The sequence below is a fragment of the Microbispora sp. NBRC 16548 genome, from assembly GCF_030268985.1.
Lineage (GTDB): Bacteria > Actinomycetota > Actinomycetes > Streptosporangiales > Streptosporangiaceae > Microbispora > Microbispora catharanthi.
Window position 1 is genome coordinate 453765 of sequence record NZ_BSSF01000002.1, and the last position, 20013, is coordinate 473777.

The 20013-nt window shown below is 70.3% G+C and carries 10 protein-coding genes and 1 pseudogene; 6 read left to right on the forward strand and 5 right to left on the reverse strand.

What is annotated here, in order from left to right:
- Window positions 1–2: 2 nt before the first annotated feature.
- The 3 genes from QSK36_RS06535 to QSK36_RS06545 all read right to left on the reverse strand — a co-directional run bounded on the left by QSK36_RS06535 (window position 3) and on the right by QSK36_RS06545 (window position 10852).
- Window positions 3–422 carry a hypothetical protein gene (locus QSK36_RS06535; RefSeq protein ID WP_285781666.1) on the reverse strand — a complete coding sequence of 140 codons (420 nt, stop codon included), beginning with the start codon at window positions 420–422 and terminating at the stop codon, window positions 3–5.
- On the reverse strand, window positions 415–6639 hold the full coding sequence (locus tag QSK36_RS06540; RefSeq protein ID WP_285781667.1) for an RHS repeat-associated core domain-containing protein: 6225 nt from the start codon (window positions 6637–6639) through the stop codon (window positions 415–417). The genes QSK36_RS06535 and QSK36_RS06540 overlap by 8 nt, the downstream gene beginning before the upstream one ends.
- An 82-nt stretch (window positions 6640–6721) precedes the next feature.
- Window positions 6722–10852 carry a LamG-like jellyroll fold domain-containing protein gene (locus tag QSK36_RS06545; protein WP_285781668.1) on the reverse strand — a complete coding sequence of 1377 codons (4131 nt, stop codon included), beginning with the start codon at window positions 10850–10852 and terminating at the stop codon, window positions 6722–6724.
- Between the two features lie 408 nt (window positions 10853–11260).
- On the opposite strand from QSK36_RS06545, the gene QSK36_RS06550 reads away from it, so the two are divergent.
- The gene (locus tag QSK36_RS06550; protein ID WP_285781852.1) at window positions 11261–11980 is read left to right on the forward strand and encodes an HAD family hydrolase; all 720 of its coding nucleotides are present in this window, start codon (window positions 11261–11263) and stop codon (window positions 11978–11980) included.
- 120 nt (window positions 11981–12100) lie between these two features.
- Here QSK36_RS06550 and QSK36_RS06555 read toward each other — a convergent pair whose 3' ends face one another.
- Window positions 12101–13357, reverse strand: coding sequence for a hypothetical protein (locus QSK36_RS06555; RefSeq protein ID WP_285781669.1), 1257 nt, complete (start codon window positions 13355–13357; stop codon window positions 12101–12103).
- 142 nt (window positions 13358–13499) lie between these two features.
- On the opposite strand from QSK36_RS06555, the pseudogene QSK36_RS06560 reads away from it, so the two are divergent.
- The 3 genes and pseudogenes from QSK36_RS06560 to QSK36_RS06575 form a co-directional block, all read left to right on the forward strand.
- Window positions 13500–13939 (forward strand): annotated as a pseudogene (locus QSK36_RS06560) (ISL3 family transposase); the annotation flags it as partial.
- Window positions 13940–14118: 179 nt separating this feature from the next.
- Entirely contained in the window at window positions 14119–15771 is a 1653-nt protein-coding gene (locus tag QSK36_RS06570) for a DUF222 domain-containing protein (protein ID WP_285781670.1), read from the forward strand.
- A gap of 211 nt (window positions 15772–15982) precedes the next feature.
- Complete coding sequence (locus QSK36_RS06575) at window positions 15983–16384, forward strand: HNH endonuclease signature motif containing protein (protein ID WP_285781671.1); 402 nt, start codon at window positions 15983–15985, stop codon at window positions 16382–16384.
- 107 nt (window positions 16385–16491) lie between these two features.
- On the opposite strand, the gene QSK36_RS06580 is transcribed toward QSK36_RS06575, so the two are convergent.
- Window positions 16492–18039 carry a penicillin-binding transpeptidase domain-containing protein gene (locus tag QSK36_RS06580; RefSeq protein WP_285781672.1) on the reverse strand — a complete coding sequence of 516 codons (1548 nt, stop codon included), beginning with the start codon at window positions 18037–18039 and terminating at the stop codon, window positions 16492–16494.
- A gap of 108 nt (window positions 18040–18147) precedes the next feature.
- Here QSK36_RS06580 and QSK36_RS06585 point away from each other — a divergent pair, with 108 nt between their 5' ends.
- Both QSK36_RS06585 and QSK36_RS06590 read left to right on the forward strand, forming a co-directional pair.
- Window positions 18148–19095, forward strand: coding sequence for a LysR family transcriptional regulator (locus QSK36_RS06585; protein WP_183534771.1), 948 nt, complete (start codon window positions 18148–18150; stop codon window positions 19093–19095).
- Window positions 19092–19967 (forward strand): serine hydrolase, encoded by an 876-nt coding sequence (locus QSK36_RS06590; RefSeq protein WP_285781673.1) that lies wholly within the window; start codon window positions 19092–19094, stop codon window positions 19965–19967. The genes QSK36_RS06585 and QSK36_RS06590 overlap by 4 nt, the downstream gene beginning before the upstream one ends.
- Window positions 19968–20013 lie beyond the last annotated feature (46 nt).

Consider the following 20013-nt stretch of genomic DNA (forward strand, 5'->3'; position numbering starts at 1 on the left):
CGTCAGCGGGCCTGGCGTTCCTCCTCCTCCAGCAGCCACCGGGGCTTGGCCCTGCGTGGCGGCCGGTAGAGCCGCTTGACCGCCACGCCTCCGGCGACGAACGACGCGAACAGGAACAGGCCCATGATCGCGTCCCAGGTCTCCTGGCCGGAGACCCGGGTGTAGGCGAGCATCACGGCCCACATCGCGAGCATGACGGCCCCGGGGAGCTGCGCGAACGGCAGGTTGCGCAGCTCTTTGGGGTTGTCGGTGTCGAAGTAGCGCGCCGCCCAGGTGCCGCCGGGCCCGCCGCGGACGAACCTGACGTGGTTGACGAAGCCGAGGATCGCGAGCAGGGCGGCGGCGAGCACCGCCCACACCGGCGCGTGCGGGTAGCCCACGACCTCGGCCGTGTCGCCCAGGGCGGCCGTCAGACTAGCCAAAGAGACTCTTCCATCCCTTCTTGATACCCGACCCGACCGACTTGACGGTGTTCACCACCGGCTTGCGCATGTGGTCGTACGCGGCGATCGCGGTGTCGCCGACGACGCCGCCGACCATACCGCCGACGTACGCGCCCGCGGCGCCGCAGACCGCGGCGAGCACGACGCCCGGGCTGCACGCCGCCGCGCCGATCGTGGCACCCGCGTAGGAGCCGCCCGCGACCGCGGCCCCGCGGATGGTCGCCCGCGCGACCTTCTCACCGGTGTTGATGTCCTTGCCCGAGTCGCTGCCCCACTGTGTGAGCGCGCCGTCGGCGAAGGTGGCGACGACCCCGAACCTGCCGACGAACTTGCCCGCCTTGCCGAGCCGGCCGCCCCACTTGATGCCGCGTGCCTCGATCCGGGTGGCCTTGGCGTCGTACCACTTGCTGAGCCCCTGCCACAGCCACTTGGTCAGCCAGTTGCCCTCCGGATAGCTGACCGACTTGAGCTTGTAGAGGCCGGCCATGACCCGGCGGCTCTCCTTGAAGTTCTCACCCCAGGTGTTGAGCATGTCCGCGGGGCCGCCCAGCCCGTACGCCAGCCAGCCCAGGGCGGTGAACTTGCGCGGATCGACGCTGGCCAGGGTGTTGCTCTTGACCGTGGAGCCGAAGCTCGGGCCGGAGCGGTGCGGAGCGCCGCCGCCACCCCCGGTGTAGCCGCCACCACCGCCGTGGCCTCCGCCGCCGTGGTTCCCTCCTCCGCCACCGCCGTGGTTGAGGATGGCCAGCAGGGCCCGCAGGAGCGCCAGGAGGATCGCCAGCCAGCTGCCCCAGAACTTGCCGTCGGGGTCGGTGAAGGTGACGGGGTTGTTGCCGGCGTAGGCGTAGCCGTTCATCTGCTGCGGGTCGTGCGGGTCGATGATCGGGTCGACGCTGATGAACCTGCCGGTGGCGGGGTCGTACTCACGCGCCCCGAGGTGGGTGAGACCGGTCGACTCGTCCACGGTGCCTCCGACGAAGCCCTTCTCGCCCGGCCAGGAGCCCGGGGGCGATCCCCGAAGCTGGCCGAAGGGCTTGAACCGGCGCTGCGTCAGCGACTGGTTCGCCGCGTCGATCGCGAGCTCCGACGTGCCGTTCTGGTCGGCGGCCAGGAACTTCACGCCCGAGGTGGTGCGCACCGCGACCGTCACGGTGTCGTGGCTGTAGTACCTGGTCGCCTGGACCTTGGCCGTGGTCTTGTCCAGGCGCAGCTCCATCCCCGGAAGGTAGAGCGTGGTGCCGCCGGGGTCGCGCCGGATGAGCCGGTTGCCGTCGGCGTCGTACACGTAGGAGGTGACCTTCGTGCCCTCGGTCACCTTGGCCAGGTGGCCCTCGACGTCCCACTCCAGTGTCTGGGCCGTGGCGCCGATCGTGCGGCCGGTGGTGTTGCCGGTCTCGTCGTAGGCGTAGGACTCCGTGCGGGCGCCCGCGCCGCCGGTCTGGGTCACCCCGGACAGGGCGTGCGGGTGCGGCGAGCCGGGGGCCGGGTAGCCGTAGGCCCGGGTCGTGTCGGCGGCGCCGCCGACGCCGTGCTCGACCTCCTTCGTGCGGTTGCCGGTCACGTCGTAGCCGAACGACTGCCAGTAGGGTGCGACGCCGCCGATGACGCTCGCGCCCGGCGCGCCCGCGCACGACTGGGTGCCCTGCGTCCATGCCTCGGTGAGGCGGCGCAGGTAGTCGTAGGCGAAGCACTGCGTGTCTGTGCCGCTGCGGGACACGTCGGAGATCGAGACGACGTTGCCCACGGCGTCGTAGGTGTAGGTGGCGTCGCGGTCCACGCCCGCCACGTCCTCGCGGTCCACCCGCGACGACCGCAGGCGCTGGGTGCCGTACTCGTAGGAGTAGGTGAACCAGGTCTTCTTGCCGCCGGTCGACAGCTCGTACTGCTCCGGCTTGCCGGTGAGGCTGTGGATCGAGTCGGTGACGTACGGCGACAGGCCCGACATGGTGGTGGGCCGGCGCAGGTCGTCGTAGGAGTAGACGACCGTCTCGGCCGGCAGGCCGCCCGCGTCGGGGTAGGTGGCCGACTGGACGGTGCCGTCCAGCTTGTAGCGCGTGTCGAACACGTAGCTGCCCGCGAGCGCGCCCTCGGCGGACGGGATCGTCACGGTCGTCCGGATGGCCCGGTAGAGGTTGTCGTAGGCGTTGAACGTGGTCGTGTACGCCTGGCCGTTCGCGTACCTGGTGGCGCTGGACGCCTGCCCCTTGCGCACGGTGTCGTAGGCCCACGACGCCATCAGCGGGCCGGTCGCCGAGCCCTCGCGGGTCTCCGTCTTACGGCCCATCGAGTCGTAGACGTTGAAGATCGTCTTGCCGCGTGCGTCGGTGGTGGTCAGCACGTGGTCGAGGTCGTCGTACGTCGTCTTCGTCGTCCCCTTGTCGGGGTCGCGCACCTCGATCTCCCGCCCGCGCAGGTCGTAGAAGTGCGTCCAGACGTTGCCCGCCGGGTCCTTGACGGTCGAGAGCTTGCCGGCGGGCGTGTAGGTGTAGGTCGTCTTGTCGTAGTCGCCGGTGGGCGAGTCGCCCTTGTACTGGCGCAGCTCGACGATCTGGTTGCGGGCGTCGGTCAGCGTGGTCACCGGCGTGTCCCCGGTCGGCGGGTCCACGGTGACCCTGCCGCCGCCGTAGCTGGTGACAGTGCGCCACTTCTCCTTGGTCTCGCCGTTGCCGACGAGGAACCGTTCGACTGTCACCCGGTTGCGGCCGTCGTAGTCGAACACCTTCTGCGACTCGACGTCGCCCTCGTACGCGCCGAACAGCTTCGTGGCGGGGGCCTCGGTCGAGTAGTACTGGCCGTACTCGCGGGCCACGTTGCCGCGAGAGTCGTAGAACTTGTCGCTGACCAGGCGGCCGCCGTCCGGCCCCGGCTCCTGGGTCTGGCGCAGCCGCAGGCGTCCGTCGTACAGCTCGTAGGTCGGCGGGGTCTGACCGCCCTCGGCGTCCAGCTTCTTCGTGCCGATGGCGACGATCTGGCCGTCCACGATGCGGTAGCCGAACTCCAGGTTCGGCGTCTGGCCCGCCGCCTTCGACCGGTCGGGCATCCACACCTTCATGAGGCGGCCGAGCGCGTCGTACTCCAGGTCGGTGCGCTTGCCGTTCGCGTCGATCTTGACGGTCTCGAACCCGTACGCCGGGTCCTTCTCCTGGCTGGTGACGTGGGCCGTCGAGGCGTCACCGGGGACCACGGGCGGGCCGGTGACCTTCACGCCCGTGTTCAGCCCGCCGGTGTCGGTGTAGGCCGTGGTCGTGACGTGTCCGGCCGCGTTCTTCGTGGTCAGCTCCCGGCCGTAGGAGTCGTACGTCGAGACCTCCTTGGCGACGTACGTCGCGGTGGTGCCGTCGTGCGCGGCGATCGTCTCGACGCGGGTGATGTCGCCCTTGGTGGGCGCGGCCCCGAAGGCGCCGTTGTCGTAGAAGGTGCGGTCGTCCTCGACGACCTGCTTGGACCGGTCGGGGGTCGCCGAGCACGCCACCGCGACGGTCTCCACCCTGGATGGATATTTCAGCATCCAGGCCTTGGTGTTCTGGGCGTAGGTGGTGCGGGTGCACCGGTCGTCGGCGGTGGTGGACAGGTCGCCCTTGTCGTCCACCTCGGTGGTGAGGCCGGCGACGGGCTCGTACTTCGTCCCGGTTTCGGTCTCCCGCCAGCCGCCGCCGTCCATCGCGGTCCACGCGTGCGTCTTGGCGACGTTGACGATGTTCGCGGTGACGGTGCCCCAGCTCCGGGTGCGCTTGGCCGTCTCCTGGTACCACGGGGTGTTGACGGTCTTGACCGCGACCGCGCCGTTCACGTCCTCGTATTCGGTCCGCTTGAGCTCGAACCCCTGCAGCGGGTCCTCGTCGACGACGCTGCCGCCCTCGCCGTCGGAGACCGTGACCTTCTTCGTCCCGCCGCCCGGCCCGGCCCTGTCGCCGTTCATGCCGCGCAGGTAGCGCGTCTCGACCAGGGAGCGCAGGTCGTTCCAGCCGCCGGCCCGCACCCGTACGCGGCCGTAGCCGCGCCACTGCGACCAGGTCTTGTACTTCTCCTTGGTCATGCCGTCGTCGTCGTCATAGTGCCAGGCGGCGCCGTCGAGGTACTCGTACGTCGTCAGCGCGTCGGGGGAGCCGCCGGTGCGGTCGGTCTGCACGACCTGGGTGACGACGTACTTGTGGAACCAGTCGGTGATCGGGTCGTCGTAGCCGGCGGGCGTCCACTTGACGGGGAAGCAGCGCCGGGTGTTGGTCTCCGGGGTGGGCAGCGAGCCGAGCGCGCAATCGGCGTCGGAGTAGTTGACGTCGATCTGCCCGCCCGACTCGTCGTAGATCGCCCCAAGGCGGTACTTGACGAACGGCGGGATGTCGTCGCCCTGCTTGTCGACCCGGTTGGGCAGTTGCACGTGGTTGAAGGTCACCGACGGCAGCGCCACCGGGCTGCCGGTCGCGCGACCGGTGTGCGTGATCGACTTCACCAGCAGGGCCTGGTCGATGTCCGCGTCGCCCCACAGGTGGTCGAGGGTCCAGTCGTCCACGTCACGGTAGGTGCCGTCGGCCTTGATCACCTGCGTGGTCACGCCGGTGAGCCGCTTGCGCGACCAGAACGTGGGCGCGAGCGTGCCGTGCGTCGCCTTGCACTCGGTGCCCGCGTTGCAGTTCAGGTCGTACGGCACGTCCGGCCACTTCGTGGGATTCGAACCGATCTTGCTCGGATCGCAGTCGAAGGCGTCGGTCTTCAGGCATCGTTCGGAGACGCCGAACACCACGCGTGCCGGGGCCTTGGCGGTGAAGAGGGTGTCGGAGCGCTGGCCGTACTCGATGCGGTCGAGCCAGCCGCCGCGCACGTACGGCGTCTCGTCCTCGGGCTTGAGGTCGCGGCCGTAGTGGTTGCCCTCCTGCTGGTAGTAGTACGAGATGGCGTTGCCGCGCGGGTCCACGACGTAGTCGAGGTTCCACTGGTAGGCCTGCTGGCACCAGGAGGCGGCGAAGGTGGAGGCGTGGCACGGCTCGTCCGCGTCGTTGCCGAACACGGGGTGCGTCCAGGCCGACTTCGTCTCCGGCTTGCCGCTGCTCCACCCGGGCAACCGGTTGAGCCCGAAGAAGAACTGCACGCCGTCGGGGGTGGTGAGCTTCCAGTACTCCCCGTCGTCGTCGCCGTTGGACTTGGCCGTGTCCTTCAGGCGCTCGACGCGGGTGCCGTCGTCGTTCTTCATCCGCCACGTGCCGTCGGAGGCCTGGATCAGCTCGCCGCCGCGTCCGTTCCAGCTGATCACGGCGTTGTCGTACGCCCAGCACTGGTCACCGGGCGGCGTGCCCCACTGGTCCTTCGGCGCCCCGTCGTCCGCGCAGGGCTTGTAGGCGCGCTTGATGTAACCGGGCCAGTAGTCGAAGCCCTCGCCCACCCAGGACGGCTGGTTGTTGGTGTTGGACGTGCGGCCGTCCACGGCGCCGGAGGAGTAGCCGATCTCCACCTTGGGCGTCAGCTCACCGGGGACGGGCGGCACCCGCAGGGGATACGACCAGGAGAAGTCGCCCGACTGCTCGGCCACGGTCCAGGTGGCCGACGGCGACAGCTTGGTGGCCTTGTAGTCCCCCTTGTCGCTGGAGTCGCCGGACACGGCCGCCAGCACCGTCGCCTCTGCCGGGATCGCGGCGGTGAGCGTACGGTTCGCCGCGTCGTTGCGCGCGCGGACCGGCGTCTCCGTACGGCAGGCGGGCTGGTCGGGGGTGGTCAGCGCACAGGCGGGCAACCGGACCAGGCGCAGCCGGCTGCCGTACGAGCCGCCGAAGTCGCCGGCGAGGCCCGAGTAGTCGACGGTGACACTCGACGCCCTGTCTCCGGCGGCCGTGACCGTGAACAGGGCGGCGTCGGCGCCCACCCGCTCGGCGGCGGCGTGGTCCAGCATCCGTACGGCGCCGGGGGAGGTGACCTTCACCTCGCCGGACGCGGGCCGCCGTTTGGCGGGGGTGCCCGCCGGGTCGGGGCGGCGGGGCTTGACGCTCAGCGTCTCGCCGCGGACCACGCGCTCGGCGCTCTTCACCTCCGGGCGTCCCGCGTCCGGCGCCGTCGCCTGCGCGGGCTGGGCGACCAGGGACGCGGCGACGGTGGCCAGCGCCGTGACCGCGGCGACCCTGCGTCTGAACCGCTGCTTGAACCGCTGCCTGAACCGCCGGCTGAACAGGCGGCGGGCACGTCTTGTCGGGTGGGGGAACCCGTTCATGCGCAACCTCCCGCCCGGCCGCCGTGCGGCGGCCGGACCTGGTTTCGATTTCGAGTCGCCGGTTCTCTACAGGCCGGTGTTCTTACAAGCCCGTGTCGGTGGGCAGCTCGGCGCCGCCGGCCAGCATCTGGATCTGTTCCTCGGTCGCGATCCCCTGGAAGGCCCACACGTCGTCGATCACGCCGGGCCAGTACTCGCCCCATGCGCCGTCCGCCTTGGTGCGGCCGAGCTGGAGCCCCTTGCCCGCGTTGAAGCCGATCACGTTGTGACGCCAGGACACCGTGTCCTCGACCTGTTCCAGCTCGCCGTTCACGTAGAGCCGCATCTCGTCCTGGAAGGCGTCGTACACGATCGCCACGTGGTCCCAGTCGAAGCCGGACTGGAAGGCCGAATGCTCGGCGGTCGGCCGGGCCGCGCCGGTCGCGTCCTTGTCCGGCATCTCGATCTGGTAGCCGCCCGCGTTGGCCGGGTCGGCCGGGTCTGGCCGGTAGCGCAGGGTGAACGCGCTGTTGACCGAGCCCTCCTGGCTGAAGACCGCCGCGGCCCTGGACGGCCGTCCCGCGGTGGTCACCCAGCCCGCGATCGTGAAGCTCTCGTCGGTGCGGACGACCGGGACGGAGGTGGCGGCGTAGTCGCCGTCGCCGTCCAGCACCAGGCCGCCCGGCGGGGTGCCCACCCAGCCGGCTCCCTGGTCGATCCTGGCGTTGCCGTTCAGCGTGACGTGGCGCCCGGACGGGCCGTCGTCGGCGGCGATGGTCAGCGAGGCGCCGGAGGCCAGCGTCGCGATCTCCGAGTCGCTGATGATCTGGTCGTACAGCCGCACGTCGTCGATCTCGCCGGGGAAGAAGGACTTCAGAGTGCCGTACCAGCCGGCCCCGATCTGCACTGGGCCGGTGGCCTTCCACGGCGTGGTGAAGGCCGTCGTGGAGTTGAGCTTGCCGTTGACGTAGAGCCTGATCTGCTTGTTCGCCGCGTCGTACACGCCGGCGAGGTGGGTCCAGACGCCGCCCTCGGGCACGGCCGTGGACTGGGCCCGGGTGATCACGTCGTCGTCGTTGTCGTTGTTGTAGCGGTTGAAGATCCACCGGTCGTAGCTGGAGGAGTAGTACAGCTCGAACCCGCTGCGCCGGGAGCCGGCCTGCGTCGCGATGATCGCGGCGTGGGTCGGTTTCGTCGCCGGGAGTTTCGCCCAGGCCGACACAGAGAAGCTCTTGGTGGTGTCGGGCAGGACCGGGCCGCCGGTCTTGAGGTAGCCGGTCGTGCCGTCGAGGTGCACGGCCTTGCCGAACCGCCCCGCCGCGCCGAACGTGACGCCGCCCTGCGGGCCGGCCGGGTAGGCGCCGCCCGTCTCCTCTGCGCGCGTGGCCCCGGCCGCCTCGTCCATCTTCCAGTAGGCGGTGGCGGCCCGTACGGCGGAGGCGGAGTCGTTCAGTTTCCAGCGGGCGGCCACCACGGGGTGCTGGGTGAACAGATTGCCGACCTCCTCCGGCGTGACGATGCGGTCGAACAGCCGCACGTCGTCGATCTCGCCGGGGAAGAAGGCGTCGAGCTTGCCGTACCAGCCCGCGCCGATCTGCACCGGGCCGGTGGCGTTCCACGGGGTCGTGTAGGCCGTCGTGGCCTCGAGCCGGCCGTTGACGTACAGCTTGATGTTCTTGGCCACCGCGTCGTACACGCCGACGAGATGGGTCCATTCGCTGCCCTGCGGCGCGGCGGTGCCGATCGCCCGGGTGATCGTGCCGTCGGTGGTGTCGTTGTTGTAGCGGTTGAAGATCCACCGGTCGTAGCCGGAGGAGTAGTACAGCTCGAAACCGCTGCGCACGCTTCCAATCTGGGTCGCGATGATCCCGGCGTGCGTGGGCTTGGTCGCGGGCAGCCGCGCCCAGGCCGACACCGCGAAGCCGTTGCGCGTGTCGAGCACCGGCCCGGCGGTCTTGGCGTAGCCGGTGGTGCCGTTGGTCTGCATGGCGGTCTTCGACATGCCGTCCACCCCGAGCGTCACCCCGCCGTACACGGTCGCCGGGTACGCGCCCGAGACGTCGGCCACCTCGGTGGAGTCGATCGGCTCGTCCAGGGCCCACTGCGCCTTGGCCGGGGAGCCCGCCTTCACGCGGAACACGTAGCGCCCGATCTCGCTGGAGTTGCCCGCCGCGTCGAACGCCTTGACCGTGAGGTAGTTCGGCCCGGCGTGGTCGGGCGCGATGTCGATGGTCACCGCCCCGCCCGCGCTGGACGGCTTGCGCTCGTTGGCGGAGGTGGGGTTGGAGTTGACGCCGAACCAGTACTTGACCACGTCGCCCGAGGACGAGGCGGCGGTGAAACGGCCATAGCGGCCCACGCCGTCATACCAGGGATCGGCCTCGTTCTCCGGGTCCGACTGCGGGTATGCCGTCGACGACAGCGTGGGAGCCGCCGGCACGCTCTTGTCGTAGGTGAAGTAGCACGCGGTGGCGTCGCCCGCGTAGCTCCACGGGCTGTACTGGTAGCCGTCCCAGGTGCGGACGTACCAGTTGATGGTCTTCTTCTCGGGAATCGACGCCGGCAGCGTGACCTGGAAGGTCGAACCGGTGGTCTTCGGGCCGATCTTGCCCGACGACCACTTCTGCGCGCCGTCCCAGGTCGCGCCGAACTCGGCGTACACCTTCTTGGCGTCGGCGGAGTCGGCGTCGTACAGGACCGCCGAGATGGTGGGGGGCACGCGTACGGCGGGGGCGGGGGAGTAGACGCAGGTGCCGCCGGGGTTCATCGACAGGTTCGACATCTTCGGCTGCGGCGGCGGGGTGTTGTAGTTGACCCGCAGGTAGGCGTCGTCGGCGAAGCGCTTCCAGCCGTAGGCGTCGGTCTCGTAGCCCGCGCGCAGGCCGAACGTCGTGGTCGACCACTTGCCGGCCGCGGCGTCCTTGACGGCCTTGGTCGCGTCGAACTCGACGTCGCCCGCCGGGCAGCTGGACGACCAGCCCTTGGCCACGTCACGGGTGTCGAGGTGCTCCAGCCAGTTGTCCGAGGTGGAGTTCCAGGTCGAGCTCTCGATGAACCCCTTGGTCCGCCACAGCTGCACCGTGCGGCCGTCGCAGGAGTACGACCAGGTCTCCTTGGCGACGAAGTCGGCCGAGATGATGTACTTGCCGGCGTACGCGCTGGTCGGCATGCGGTAGAAGATGCGCTTGACGTCGGACGGCGCGCACTTGGAGTCGCCCGAGCACAGACCGAGGCCCGAGTCGGCCTTGCCGCCGAACTTGTAGTATGACGTGCTGGGATAGGTGCGCGACACGTAGGCCCAGGCCGACGCCTTGACCGTCTTCCACACCGGGTCGATGTAGACGGGATAGCGGGTGTCGGGCGCGTCGAGCAGCGCCCGGTCGGGGGTGAGGGTGAGGTTCCCGCCTTCCACGGCCGCGTTCAGACCGGCGACCTTCGAGGTGTCGGAGGGGCCACGCTCCAGCGGGGCCGAGGTCGCCGCCTTCAGCGCGGGGGCCGGGGCGCCGGAGTCCCACATGACCGCCGCGGGCGCCTCGAACAGCGCCCCGCCGCCGGCGGCGTCGACCGCCTCGACGGCGCCGCCCTCCTTCGTCCGCACACCGACGCCGGCGCCGCCGAGCCCGAGCGTGAGCCGGGCCAGCGCGTTGTTCGCCGCGGCCTCCCTGGTCTTGACGACGAGCGTGTGGGAGAAGCCGTCCACGTCGGCCCGTACGACGAGGTCCACATCCTTCATGACGTCGTGGTAGACGGCCGAGTCGCCCCGCAGTTCGGGTTCTGGCAGCCCTCCGGGCCACTTCAGCGACATCTCGCGGCCGGCCCTGGCGACGCGGGCCAGCGGTGCGTCGCCGCCGCCGGACAGCGACAGCCCGACGGTGCTCGCGCGCGGCCCGATCGAGCCGTCCGGCCGCCTGACCAGCGTGGTGTCGGGCGCGACCCAGGCGTCGCCCTGCCGCACCCGCACAGGGCGCAGATGCTCGACGGTGGTGAAGGTGCCGTCGGGGTTGGCGTAGGTCTCCCGGTCCTCGCCGCGCTTGGCCAGCACCTCGACCGGGCGGCCGGTCTCGCGGGCGGCCCGCCCGGCGGCCTCGTCGGTCGGCGCTCCTTCCCCCGGCTCCTGAGGATCGGCCTGCGCGGCGCGGGGAGCGGCGTACGCCGCGCTCCCGCCCTCGTCGATTACGGTCAGGCCGATCGCGAGGACCGCGGCCAGCACTGTAGAACCCAGCTTTCGGTACACGACGTCCGCCTCATTCTGGACAGGGTGGGACGAGAGCTAAGAACCGCGCGGAAAGTACAAAAAACGTTTACTGATCATTAAGAGAACCGCCGGTGACATGTCTTGTCAATATCTTGTTTGCGGGGTGGTGGACGGTTACGATCTCCGCGCGTCAGGCGGCGGGGAAGACGGGTTCGGGCCGACTCCGCGGCGAATTTGCGGACTCTCCACATGCCGTGCGGGCCGGGTTCCGGTCACGGCGGTTGCCGGGGTAACGGGCACCGGGGAGAGCGCCGGGGCGGATTTCGGCCGGTACCTCGCTCCCCGTCCCGCCTGTGAGGGGTTATCAAGGCGGCTGCGGATACAGCGGGCACTCCGCGTGGGCCGTACGCTGAGCACGATCCACACCGCACCCCCACGGAGGCCGCGATCAACCGCCTCGTTCTCTGGAACATCGACCTGACGCTCGTCGACGTCGCCATCGTCACCCGCGACGCCTACGCGGACGCGTTCCGGATGGTGACAGGGCGGCCGCTGGTGAAGCTCGCACCGGCGCTGGGCCGCCCCGACTCGGAGATCGTCTTCGAGACCCTGGCCGTCAACGGCATCGCCGTCGAGGACCACCACCTGCCGAGGTTCCTCGACGCGCTGGCCGTCTGCTTCGCGGAGCGGCGCGACCGGCTGACCAAGGACGGCCGTGCCCTGCCCGGCGCCAAGGACGCGCTCAAGGCCGTGGCGCGCCTCGACGGCGTCGTGCAGTCGGTGCTCACCGGCACCATCAAGAGCAACGCCGTGCACAAGCTCAAGGCGTTCGGGCTGGACAAGTGGATCGACGTCGAGGTGGGCGGCTACGGCGAGGAGGTCTATCCGAAGGCCACCCTGCTGCAGGTCGCGCAGGGACGGGCCAAGGCCGGGTACGGCGCCGTCTTCACGGCGGGCAACACCGTCCTGATCGGCGACTCCACGCGTGACGTCCAGGCGGCGAAGATCGGCGGCGCGGCCATGATCGGCGTGGCGTCGGGCCGGTCCACGGCCGCCGAGCTGCGCGAGGCGGGCGCCGACATCGTGTTGTCCGACCTGTCCAACCCCTCCGAAGTCGTCGCGGCCGTCGCCCGCCTGACCACCCCGGTCGACCGTACGACGCCCTGACCTGTCGCCGCTGCCCCTTCACCTGTAGATCGAGAGCACCGGGAGGACGTCAGACGAGGTGGCCGCTGACGTGGCCAGAACGGCTCGAGTGAAGCCTGCCGAGTGGCTGACGGCCGGCGCTCACTCAGCCTTCCTGTCGCGTTCCTCGTCGTCCCCGCGCCGACGGAGCGCTCGCTCGGCAATCCCGCTGGAGAGCTTGCCCGTCACCGATCTGGCCCGGTCAAGGGTCTCGTTGCCGAGGTGCCTGGCGGCGTCGACGCCCTCTGCTCCTGTCTCGAGCACCTTGTCCCGCACCTCCGCGGCCGCGTCCACCCATCGTCTCGCCTCCAATGACTGTCGGCTGCGCTCGATTCCGAGCCGTCCGTGGAAGTCGACGACGGCGATCGCGACCTGGCCGCTCGAATGCACCACAGCCCGGGACGTGGTCGGGTGCAGCAGCACCTTCGTGTTGGCCGTGCCGGCAGCCGCATGCATGCGGGCCATCAGACGCTCGGTGCTCCGTGTGATGAGTTCCAGCCGATTTTGCCGTGCAGCCCGAAGTGCGAGGCGATGCCGGTCCAGCTCCTCCGGAGACGCGTCCAGCACCCGGTCGAGTTCGAGCACGGCGATCGCGTCCTGCAGTTGGAAGCAGCGAGCCAGAACGGCGAGCCACTCCTGAACCTTGGACTCGGCTTCCTTGGACGTCTTGGCGAGATCACCGATCTTGGTCTTGTGCTCCATCTTCTCCGCGAGCGCGTCGAGTTGACGCAACGCGTACGCCTGGGTCCGTGCGATCGTCACCGGCGTGGCCTGCACCTTCGACCATGTGACCTCGGAGACCCGGCCCACCTGCTCTCGGATGGTCATGGCCTCCTCGATCACGAGGTCCACTCCGATCATGTCCGCCAACACCGCGTCTTTCTGGGCGCGGAGCACGTCGTCGACCTTCTCGTCGATCGTGGCGAGATAGTCGGTGATCTCGTCCATGGTCTGTCGCATCGCGAGCTGCGCCATGATCCCCGCGGCACCGGCGAGAAGCGCCGGGTTGGTCAGAAACGATCCGGGCCCCTTCGTGAATTCGACGAATCCCTTGATCTGGCCCTTGTTCCCCTTCAGTACTCCGGAACTGAGACCCGACTTCGAGCTTTTCCTCAGCCCGTACTTCTCGACAAGCTGCGCGGATTCCTTACTCAGCTTCACCCAGCGACCTGAGTTTTCGACAATCTCGGAACCTGCCTGTGCGGCTTCAGCCCCGATATTGAGAACAGATCCGAGCCGTTTCAGCCCGAGGTCCTTCGACGGAAGTCCCTCAGAGACCAGGAAGCGTTCGACAGCCGTCGGATTCCCGATGACCGCCAGTCCATCGCCGTCACTGATCAGCTGAATCTCGTCATTCATCGTCGGCTCCTGAAGCGTGGGCGGGGAAAGCGGCTCTTCGCAGTTGCGGGTGGAGCCGGGGTGCGCGCGGCATTCGCGGGGCGGGGGTCGAGGTCTTCCAGGATAGGAGTTCCTGCGCTCACCGTCGGCGGAAGACCTCGACGTGCCCCACGCTATTTTCGACACCCCTGACCTTTCCGCGTTCTGCCACTTCGAGGAGCTCGGATTGGAGGCCGTGGACAGCGGCTGGAGCCGGGCCGGGCGGTGATCGAGTGCCGCGTCGCGGAGCCCGACCCCGATCCGTGGTTGCGCACCGTGCCCCGCGGCCCCCCCTCGCGCACGAGCCGTTCGGGCACCGGCCCACGATCCTGCTGGTCCGGGTGCGCCGCTATCGGCGCGGCGTGTGCGGGCGGGTCTGGCGGCGGACATCGCGAAGGCCGCACCGCCGTAGGCGAAGCTGTCGCCCGCGTCGCGGCCGGGCTCGGGGTGCCGTGGCACACCGCCGACAGCGCGGTCCTGGCCGAGGGGCAGCGGGTGCTCACCGGCGACGAGGTGGTCGCGATGGACGCTTTCATCGGGTTAAAGACCACCGCCGTCGAGGAGCCGCCCGGACCGCCCCGGCGCCGGCTCGGATTCCGCAACCTGACGAAAGTGATGTTTCCCTTTATTCGGTTTAGCCCCAGTTCACCTGCAACTCCAACTAATCCGTTCGGCCGGTTGCTTCCCGTGGAGAAGGGGTGAAAGAATTCATATAGATTTTCGAATTACTTGAGGAGGGTGTGATGGATCTGTTCGACCTCGATCCTGAGCACTCTCATCGTTCGAAAAGCTCTGATGGCTCTGACAGCTGTGACAGCTCTGGTGACTGGTGGGACCGGTTGACTTCCGGTTCCCGGTTGTGGTCTGCCGAGGGTTCGCTCGCTCGTGAGCATTTAGCGATCACTGACCCTGAGCTGCGGCAGGACGCGCGTCAGGACACCAGCGACAGCGCGCCCGGTGCCGGGAGCACAAGCACGGACAGCCCGGGTGTGGATGCCGGTGGCGCGGGTGATCGCCGGGCCCGGTCGTCGTGGGTGCTGGTCGGGTCTCTTCGTGAGTCGGCGCAGGCGTTGGCGTTGGCGCCGTTACCCGACGATGCCGACATCTGCCTCGCCGAGGCCGAGGATCTGCTGTTCGCGCGGGATCGGATCACGTGCGCTCTTGCTGATCGGGTGGGGCGGGTGCATGGTGCGGGGCAGGCCAAGCAGCATGGGCATGCCTCCACCCGCAGTTGGCTGCGCACCGCCGGAGGCATGAGCGTGCCCGGTGCTGGTCGCCTGCTCACGCTGGCGGTGGAGTTGGCGCGTCTGCCTCGGGTGCGGGAGAAGTTCGCCGCCGGGGACTTGGCGGCGGGGGTGGTGGAGGCGATCTGCATGGCCACCGCGCAGTTGAGCGACGAGCACGCCTGCCTGGCTGAGCCGATTTTGCTGGAGCTGGCGGGTAGGGCAGGTGCGGCGGAGGTGGCCAAAGCCGGCCGCTACCTGCGGGCGGTGCTGGACCCCGACGGTGAGGACCGCGATGAGCGGGCGGACTTCGGGCGGCGGTTCCTGCGGGTTCGCCCCACCCCGGGTGGCGGGCTGGAGGGCGAGTTCTACCTACCGCGTGAGGCGGCCGCCCGGCTGCGCGCGTTGTTGGACGCGTATGCCAAGCCTCGGGCTGAGGGGGATGACCGGCCGCTGCGGGTGCGTAATGCGGATGCGTTCATCGCGCTGCTGGAGCAGAAGATCGCCGCTGAGCTCCTGGTCCTGGTCACCGCCGAATCCCTCCCCACCGACCCCCAGCCCGCCGACCCCGAACCCACCGACCCTCAACCCGCCACCTCCGACACCAACCACCCCGCCGACGCCGAAGACGCCCAGGATGCCGAGGGCGCGGAGGACGCGGAGGACGGCCGGGACCGGGAGGACACCGGCGCCACCGGCGACACGGCCGGGGCAGATGCCGGTTCGGAGACAGATAGCGGTGCCGATGCAGCCGCCGACGCCGTCGCCGAGAGCGCCGACCTCGCCACCACCGGCCCCCGCGATGAGGAACCTTGCGATCCCGGGACTTATGAGCCCGGGGCCTGTAAGCGTGGGGCCAATGGGCGCGGGGTCAGCGAGCAGGACACCGCGAGGGCCGCCTCTGCCGAGGGCGATGGTAATGCGAGCATGGCCTCTGCCGAGGGCGACACCGAATCCGCCAAGGGCGGAGACCGCGATCGTGCTGCGGCCCAAGCTGAAGCAGACCCCAGGCGCGCAGCGGCATGGCCTGCATTCGGCGGTACCACGCCTCCGCACACAGCGCCTCCGCACAGCGCAATTGCCGGATCCTCCTCCCGGGGACGCCGCTGTGCATCACGCCCACGCCGGGCATTGGCCTGCGGGGGACTGTCGGCATGCGCAGAGCACGCCTGAGGACAACGGCCACGAGCATTGGAAGCACGACGAGGGCGGGTGCGGGTGCGGCGGCGAGGCACAGTGCTCGCGTGCGACAGGGACAGCGCCGGAGAGGCCGCCGGGAACAGCGCCAGGGACGCCGCCGGGCGTGCCGGGACCGGAGCCGGGCAGGCCAGCGGGAACAGCGCCAGGGACGACCCCGGGGGCGTTGCTGGGGGCGGCGCCGGGAGTGTTGCTGGCGACCGGGCAGATGCTGCCGGTCTCCAGCGTGTACCGCCTTGCCCACACATCCACCCTGGTCCGCCTGGTCATGGACGCCGAGGGGCAGGTGCTGGACATGGGCCGCAAGGTCCGCCTGGCCACCCCCGCCCAACGCAGGGCCGTTTTCGCCCGCTACGCCACCTGCTGGATCGACGGCTGCCCACTCCCCGCCACCATGTGCCAGATCGACCACGCCGACAACTGGAGCAACGGCGGCCTCACCGACCTGAAGATGCTCGGACCGGCCTGCCAGTTCCACAACCGCGACCGCTACCGGCATCCCGACCGCTACACCCGCCGCAAAGCCGGCACCGACCGCTGGGCCTTCACCTACCACAACCCCACCAGAGCCCGGCGGCTACGGAAGTGAGAGAGGTGCCTCGCAGACAGGCCCGGGCGGCGCGATGGGCGCAATCACAGCGCTTTGCTGCGAAGTCACAGTGCTTTGCTGGAAAGTCACAGTGCTTTGCTGGGAAGTCACAGTGCTTTGAGGAAGCGGGCCGCGACGGGGGCCGCCACCTGCGCTCCGGTGCCGCCGCCCTCGACCACGACGGCGAAGGCCAGGTCGCCCTTGTAGCCGATGAACCACGAGTGCGTAGGGGGGTTCTTGCCATCCTCGGCTGAGCCGTACTCGGCTGTGCCGGTCTTGCCGGCCGTGCCGGCGGGGAAGGAGACGCCGCTCGCGGTGCCCTCGCTGACGACGGCGGGCATGAGACGGCGCAGCGCGGACACCACCGCGGGCTCCAGCGGGCGCGGGGGCGTGCCGCCGTCCGGGACGAGCGAGGCCGGGATCAGTCGGGGTTGCCGCCAGGTGCCCGCGGTGATGGCACCCGCGACGGCGGCCATGTTCAGCGGGCTGGCCAGGACGCGCCCCTGGCCGATGGCTGCGGACGCGAGGTCGGTGTCGTCATGCGGCGCGGGGAAGGCGGCGTCCACGGCCGGCACCCCGATCTTGATGCTGGCGCCGAAGCCGAAGTCGGAGGCCACCTTGGACAGGCGGTCAGCGCCGAGGCGCCGCACCGCCATGTCGCCGAACGTCGTGTTGCACGAGTGGGCGAAGGCGTCGACGAAGCGCAGCGTGCCGTAGTCGTGGAACTCGGCGTTGTGGAACGGGAAGCCGCCGATCGTCTTCTCTGCCGGGCATTCGACGGTCTGGCCGGGCGTGACGCCACCGGCCACCAGGGCCGAGGCGGTCACGATCTTGAAGGTCGAGCCGGGTGGGTACGTGCCGAGCAGGGCGCGGTTGTAGCCGCCCGGCTTGTTCACCACCGCGAGGACCTCGCCCGTCGACGGGCGCAGCGCGACGAGCGAGGCGGGTTTGTCCACGCCCTCCAGGGCCTGCGCCCCCGCCCGGTGCACGCGCAGGTCGAGGGTGGTCGGCAGCGGCTTGCCGGGCTTCGATCCGCCCTCGGCGAGCGTGGCGACCTTCGAGCCCGTACGGCCGTCGACCAGGTCGGCCCGGGCGGACGCGGTGCCGGTCAGGCGGGAGGCGTACTGCTCGCGCAGCCCCTCGACGATCTGCTGCACGGAGCCGGGCGTGTCCGGCGTGTCGATGCGGGTGCCGTCGGCGGCGGTGATCGGGGCGCGCTCCGCGGGCACGGTGGTGAGCTTGACCCGAATGCCGTCGGTCATCCGGGGGTGGACGGCCGCCGGCGTCCATGCCACCTTCCAGGCGCGGTCGTGCTCGACCAGGCGGAGTCTCCCGTCGTACGCGATGGGCAGCGGGCCGGTCAGCCGGGCCCGGAACCGAACGGTGTCGTCCTGGACGCTCGTCACCTGGAATCGCTGCCCGGTGAGCTTCAGGTTGTCATGGAAACGGCGGTACGTGCTTTCGAAGCCGGTCGGCGGGTCGGCGGCGAGTGTGCGCATCGCCGCGTAGTCCGAGCGTGACCAGGCCGCGAGGAAGTCCCGCGCGGTCTCCTCGGGCGATCCCTTCGTCCGCAGCGCCCACACCGTGACCCCCGCGGCCACCACCGGCACGAGCACCGCCGCCGTGACGTACGGCCAGCGCCTTCGCTCTCGCATGCGTCCCCCTTCGAGTCGAGTGCACGCCAAGAGCAGCAGACCAGCCGGGAGGATGTCCAATATGGATATCAACGCTCTATATGTGCGATTCGGATATGCTCCCAGCTCGTGGACCTTGTCCGGCATCTCGGCTACTTCCTGGTCGTGACGGAAGAGCTGCATTTCGGGAACGCGGCCGCGCGGCTGGGGATGGCACAGCCGCCGCTGAGCCAGCGCATCAGGCGTCTGGAGGAGGAACTGGGCGTGCGCCTGTTCGAGCGGTCGAGCCGGCGGGTGGCGCTGACCGAGGCGGGACGGCTGCTGGTGCCCGAGGCCCGCGAGATCGTCGCCAGGGTCGAGCGGATGCGCGACCTCATGTCGGACCTGGCGCGCGGCGACGCGGCGGTCGTGCGGGCGGGCGTCCCCGCCGACCTCGGCGCCGCCGTGCTCGCCGCGCTCATCGCGGGGTTTCGCGACCGCCGCCCCGACGTACGGCTGTCGCTGACCGAGATGGGCACGGCCGCGCAGGTCGCCGCGTTGCTGGAGGGCAGGCTCGACGTCGGGCTGCTGCGTCATCCGGTCGCCGCGAACGGGCTCGCGTACGGGCCGGTGCTCGTCCGGCATCCGGGCGTCCTGCTGGCGGAAGACGACGAGCTGACCGCCTGGGCGACCGTGCACCTCGGCGACCTGGCCGGGCGGGACCTGGTGCTGTTTCCCCGGGACGCCGAGCCCGGCCTGTACGACGACACGCTGGCCTCGTGCCGCCGGGGTGGCTTCGTCCCGACCGACATCATCTGCACCGACCGGGTGGAGTTCGCCCTCGGCCTGGTCCTGTCCGGCACGGCCGTCGCGTTCGGCGCCCCTGCCGAGGTGCCGGGCGTGGTGTGGCGGCCCCTCGCGGGCACGCCTCTGGCCTGGCGCTGCTCCCCGGCCTGGCGGACCGAGCCGGGGCCTTACGTGCGAGACTTCACGACCGTGGCCGTACAGGTGCTGAAAGAGAGCGCCGGCATGGTGGACGAAGGCGTGCCGCCCGCGCCGCGGGTGACGCCGCGTCCGGCGACCGGATTCCTCGCATGAACCCCGTGGAGCGGGTGTTCCGCAGCGCCGGCGTCACCGGATGGTTGCACGCGGTCGACGTCGACGACGGGCGCGAGGTGGGCCTGCGGGCCGACGAGCCGGTGGTGCTCGCGTCGGTCTTCAAAGTGCCCCTGCTGCTGGAACTGCACCGCCAGGCCGAGCGCGGGCTGCTCGACCTCACCGAACGTGTCGGCGTGCCGGCGGCGGACCGTACGAGTGGGGGCACCGGGCTGGCGGCGATGCTGGACGACGCCACGCTGTCGCTGCGCGACCTGGCCTACCTGATGATGGCGGTGAGCGACAACACCGCGGCCGACGTGCTGCTCGCCCGGGTGGGCCGGGAGGCGGTCAACACGCTGCTCGACGGCCTCGGGCTGACGGCGACGCGGGTGGTGCAGGACTGCCGCGACATGCTGACCAGCCTGTGGGTGGACGCGGGCGTGGCGGACCAGTCGGCGGTGACCCAGGCGTGCACCGACCCTGAGGTGGTGGCGCGGCTGCGCGCGCTCGACCCGGCGCAGGGCAACCGGAGCACACCGCGCGAGATGACCCGGCTGCTGGCCATGATCTGGCGTGACGAGGCGGCGGGGGCGGCCTCCTGTGCGGCGATCCGCCGCCTCATGGCTCTGCAGGTGTGGCCGCACCGGCTGGCCTCGGGGTTCCCGTTCGACGACGTCGCGGTGAGCGGCAAGACGGGCACGCTGCCCACGCTCCGCAACGAGGTCGGGGTTGTCGAGTATCCCGACGGCGGGCGCTACGCCGTGGCCGTGTTCACCCGGTCGTTGAGCACGGCGCAGAACCAACCGCGGGCCGACGCCGCGATCGGGGCCGCCGCCCGGATGGCGATCGACCAGCTCAGAACCCACATATGACAGACCCTTTCTATGTGGGCGGGGAGGGTGACATGCGGCTCAAGCG

What these genes read in the sequence shown, in the direction of transcription:
- QSK36_RS06540 (WP_285781667.1), bottom strand. Translation starts at nt 6,639, where the DNA reads ATGAACGGGTTCCCCCACCCGACAAGACGTGCCCGCCGCCTGTTCAGC.
- QSK36_RS06555 (WP_285781669.1), bottom strand. Translation starts at nt 13,357, where the DNA reads ATGAATGACGAGATTCAGCTGATCAGTGACGGCGATGGACTGGCGGTC.
- QSK36_RS06570 (WP_285781670.1), top strand. Translation starts at nt 14,119, where the DNA reads ATGGATCTGTTCGACCTCGATCCTGAGCACTCTCATCGTTCGAAAAGC.
- QSK36_RS06580 (WP_285781672.1), bottom strand. Translation starts at nt 18,039, where the DNA reads ATGCGAGAGCGAAGGCGCTGGCCGTACGTCACGGCGGCGGTGCTCGTG.
- QSK36_RS06590 (WP_285781673.1), top strand. Translation starts at nt 19,092, where the DNA reads ATGAACCCCGTGGAGCGGGTGTTCCGCAGCGCCGGCGTCACCGGATGG.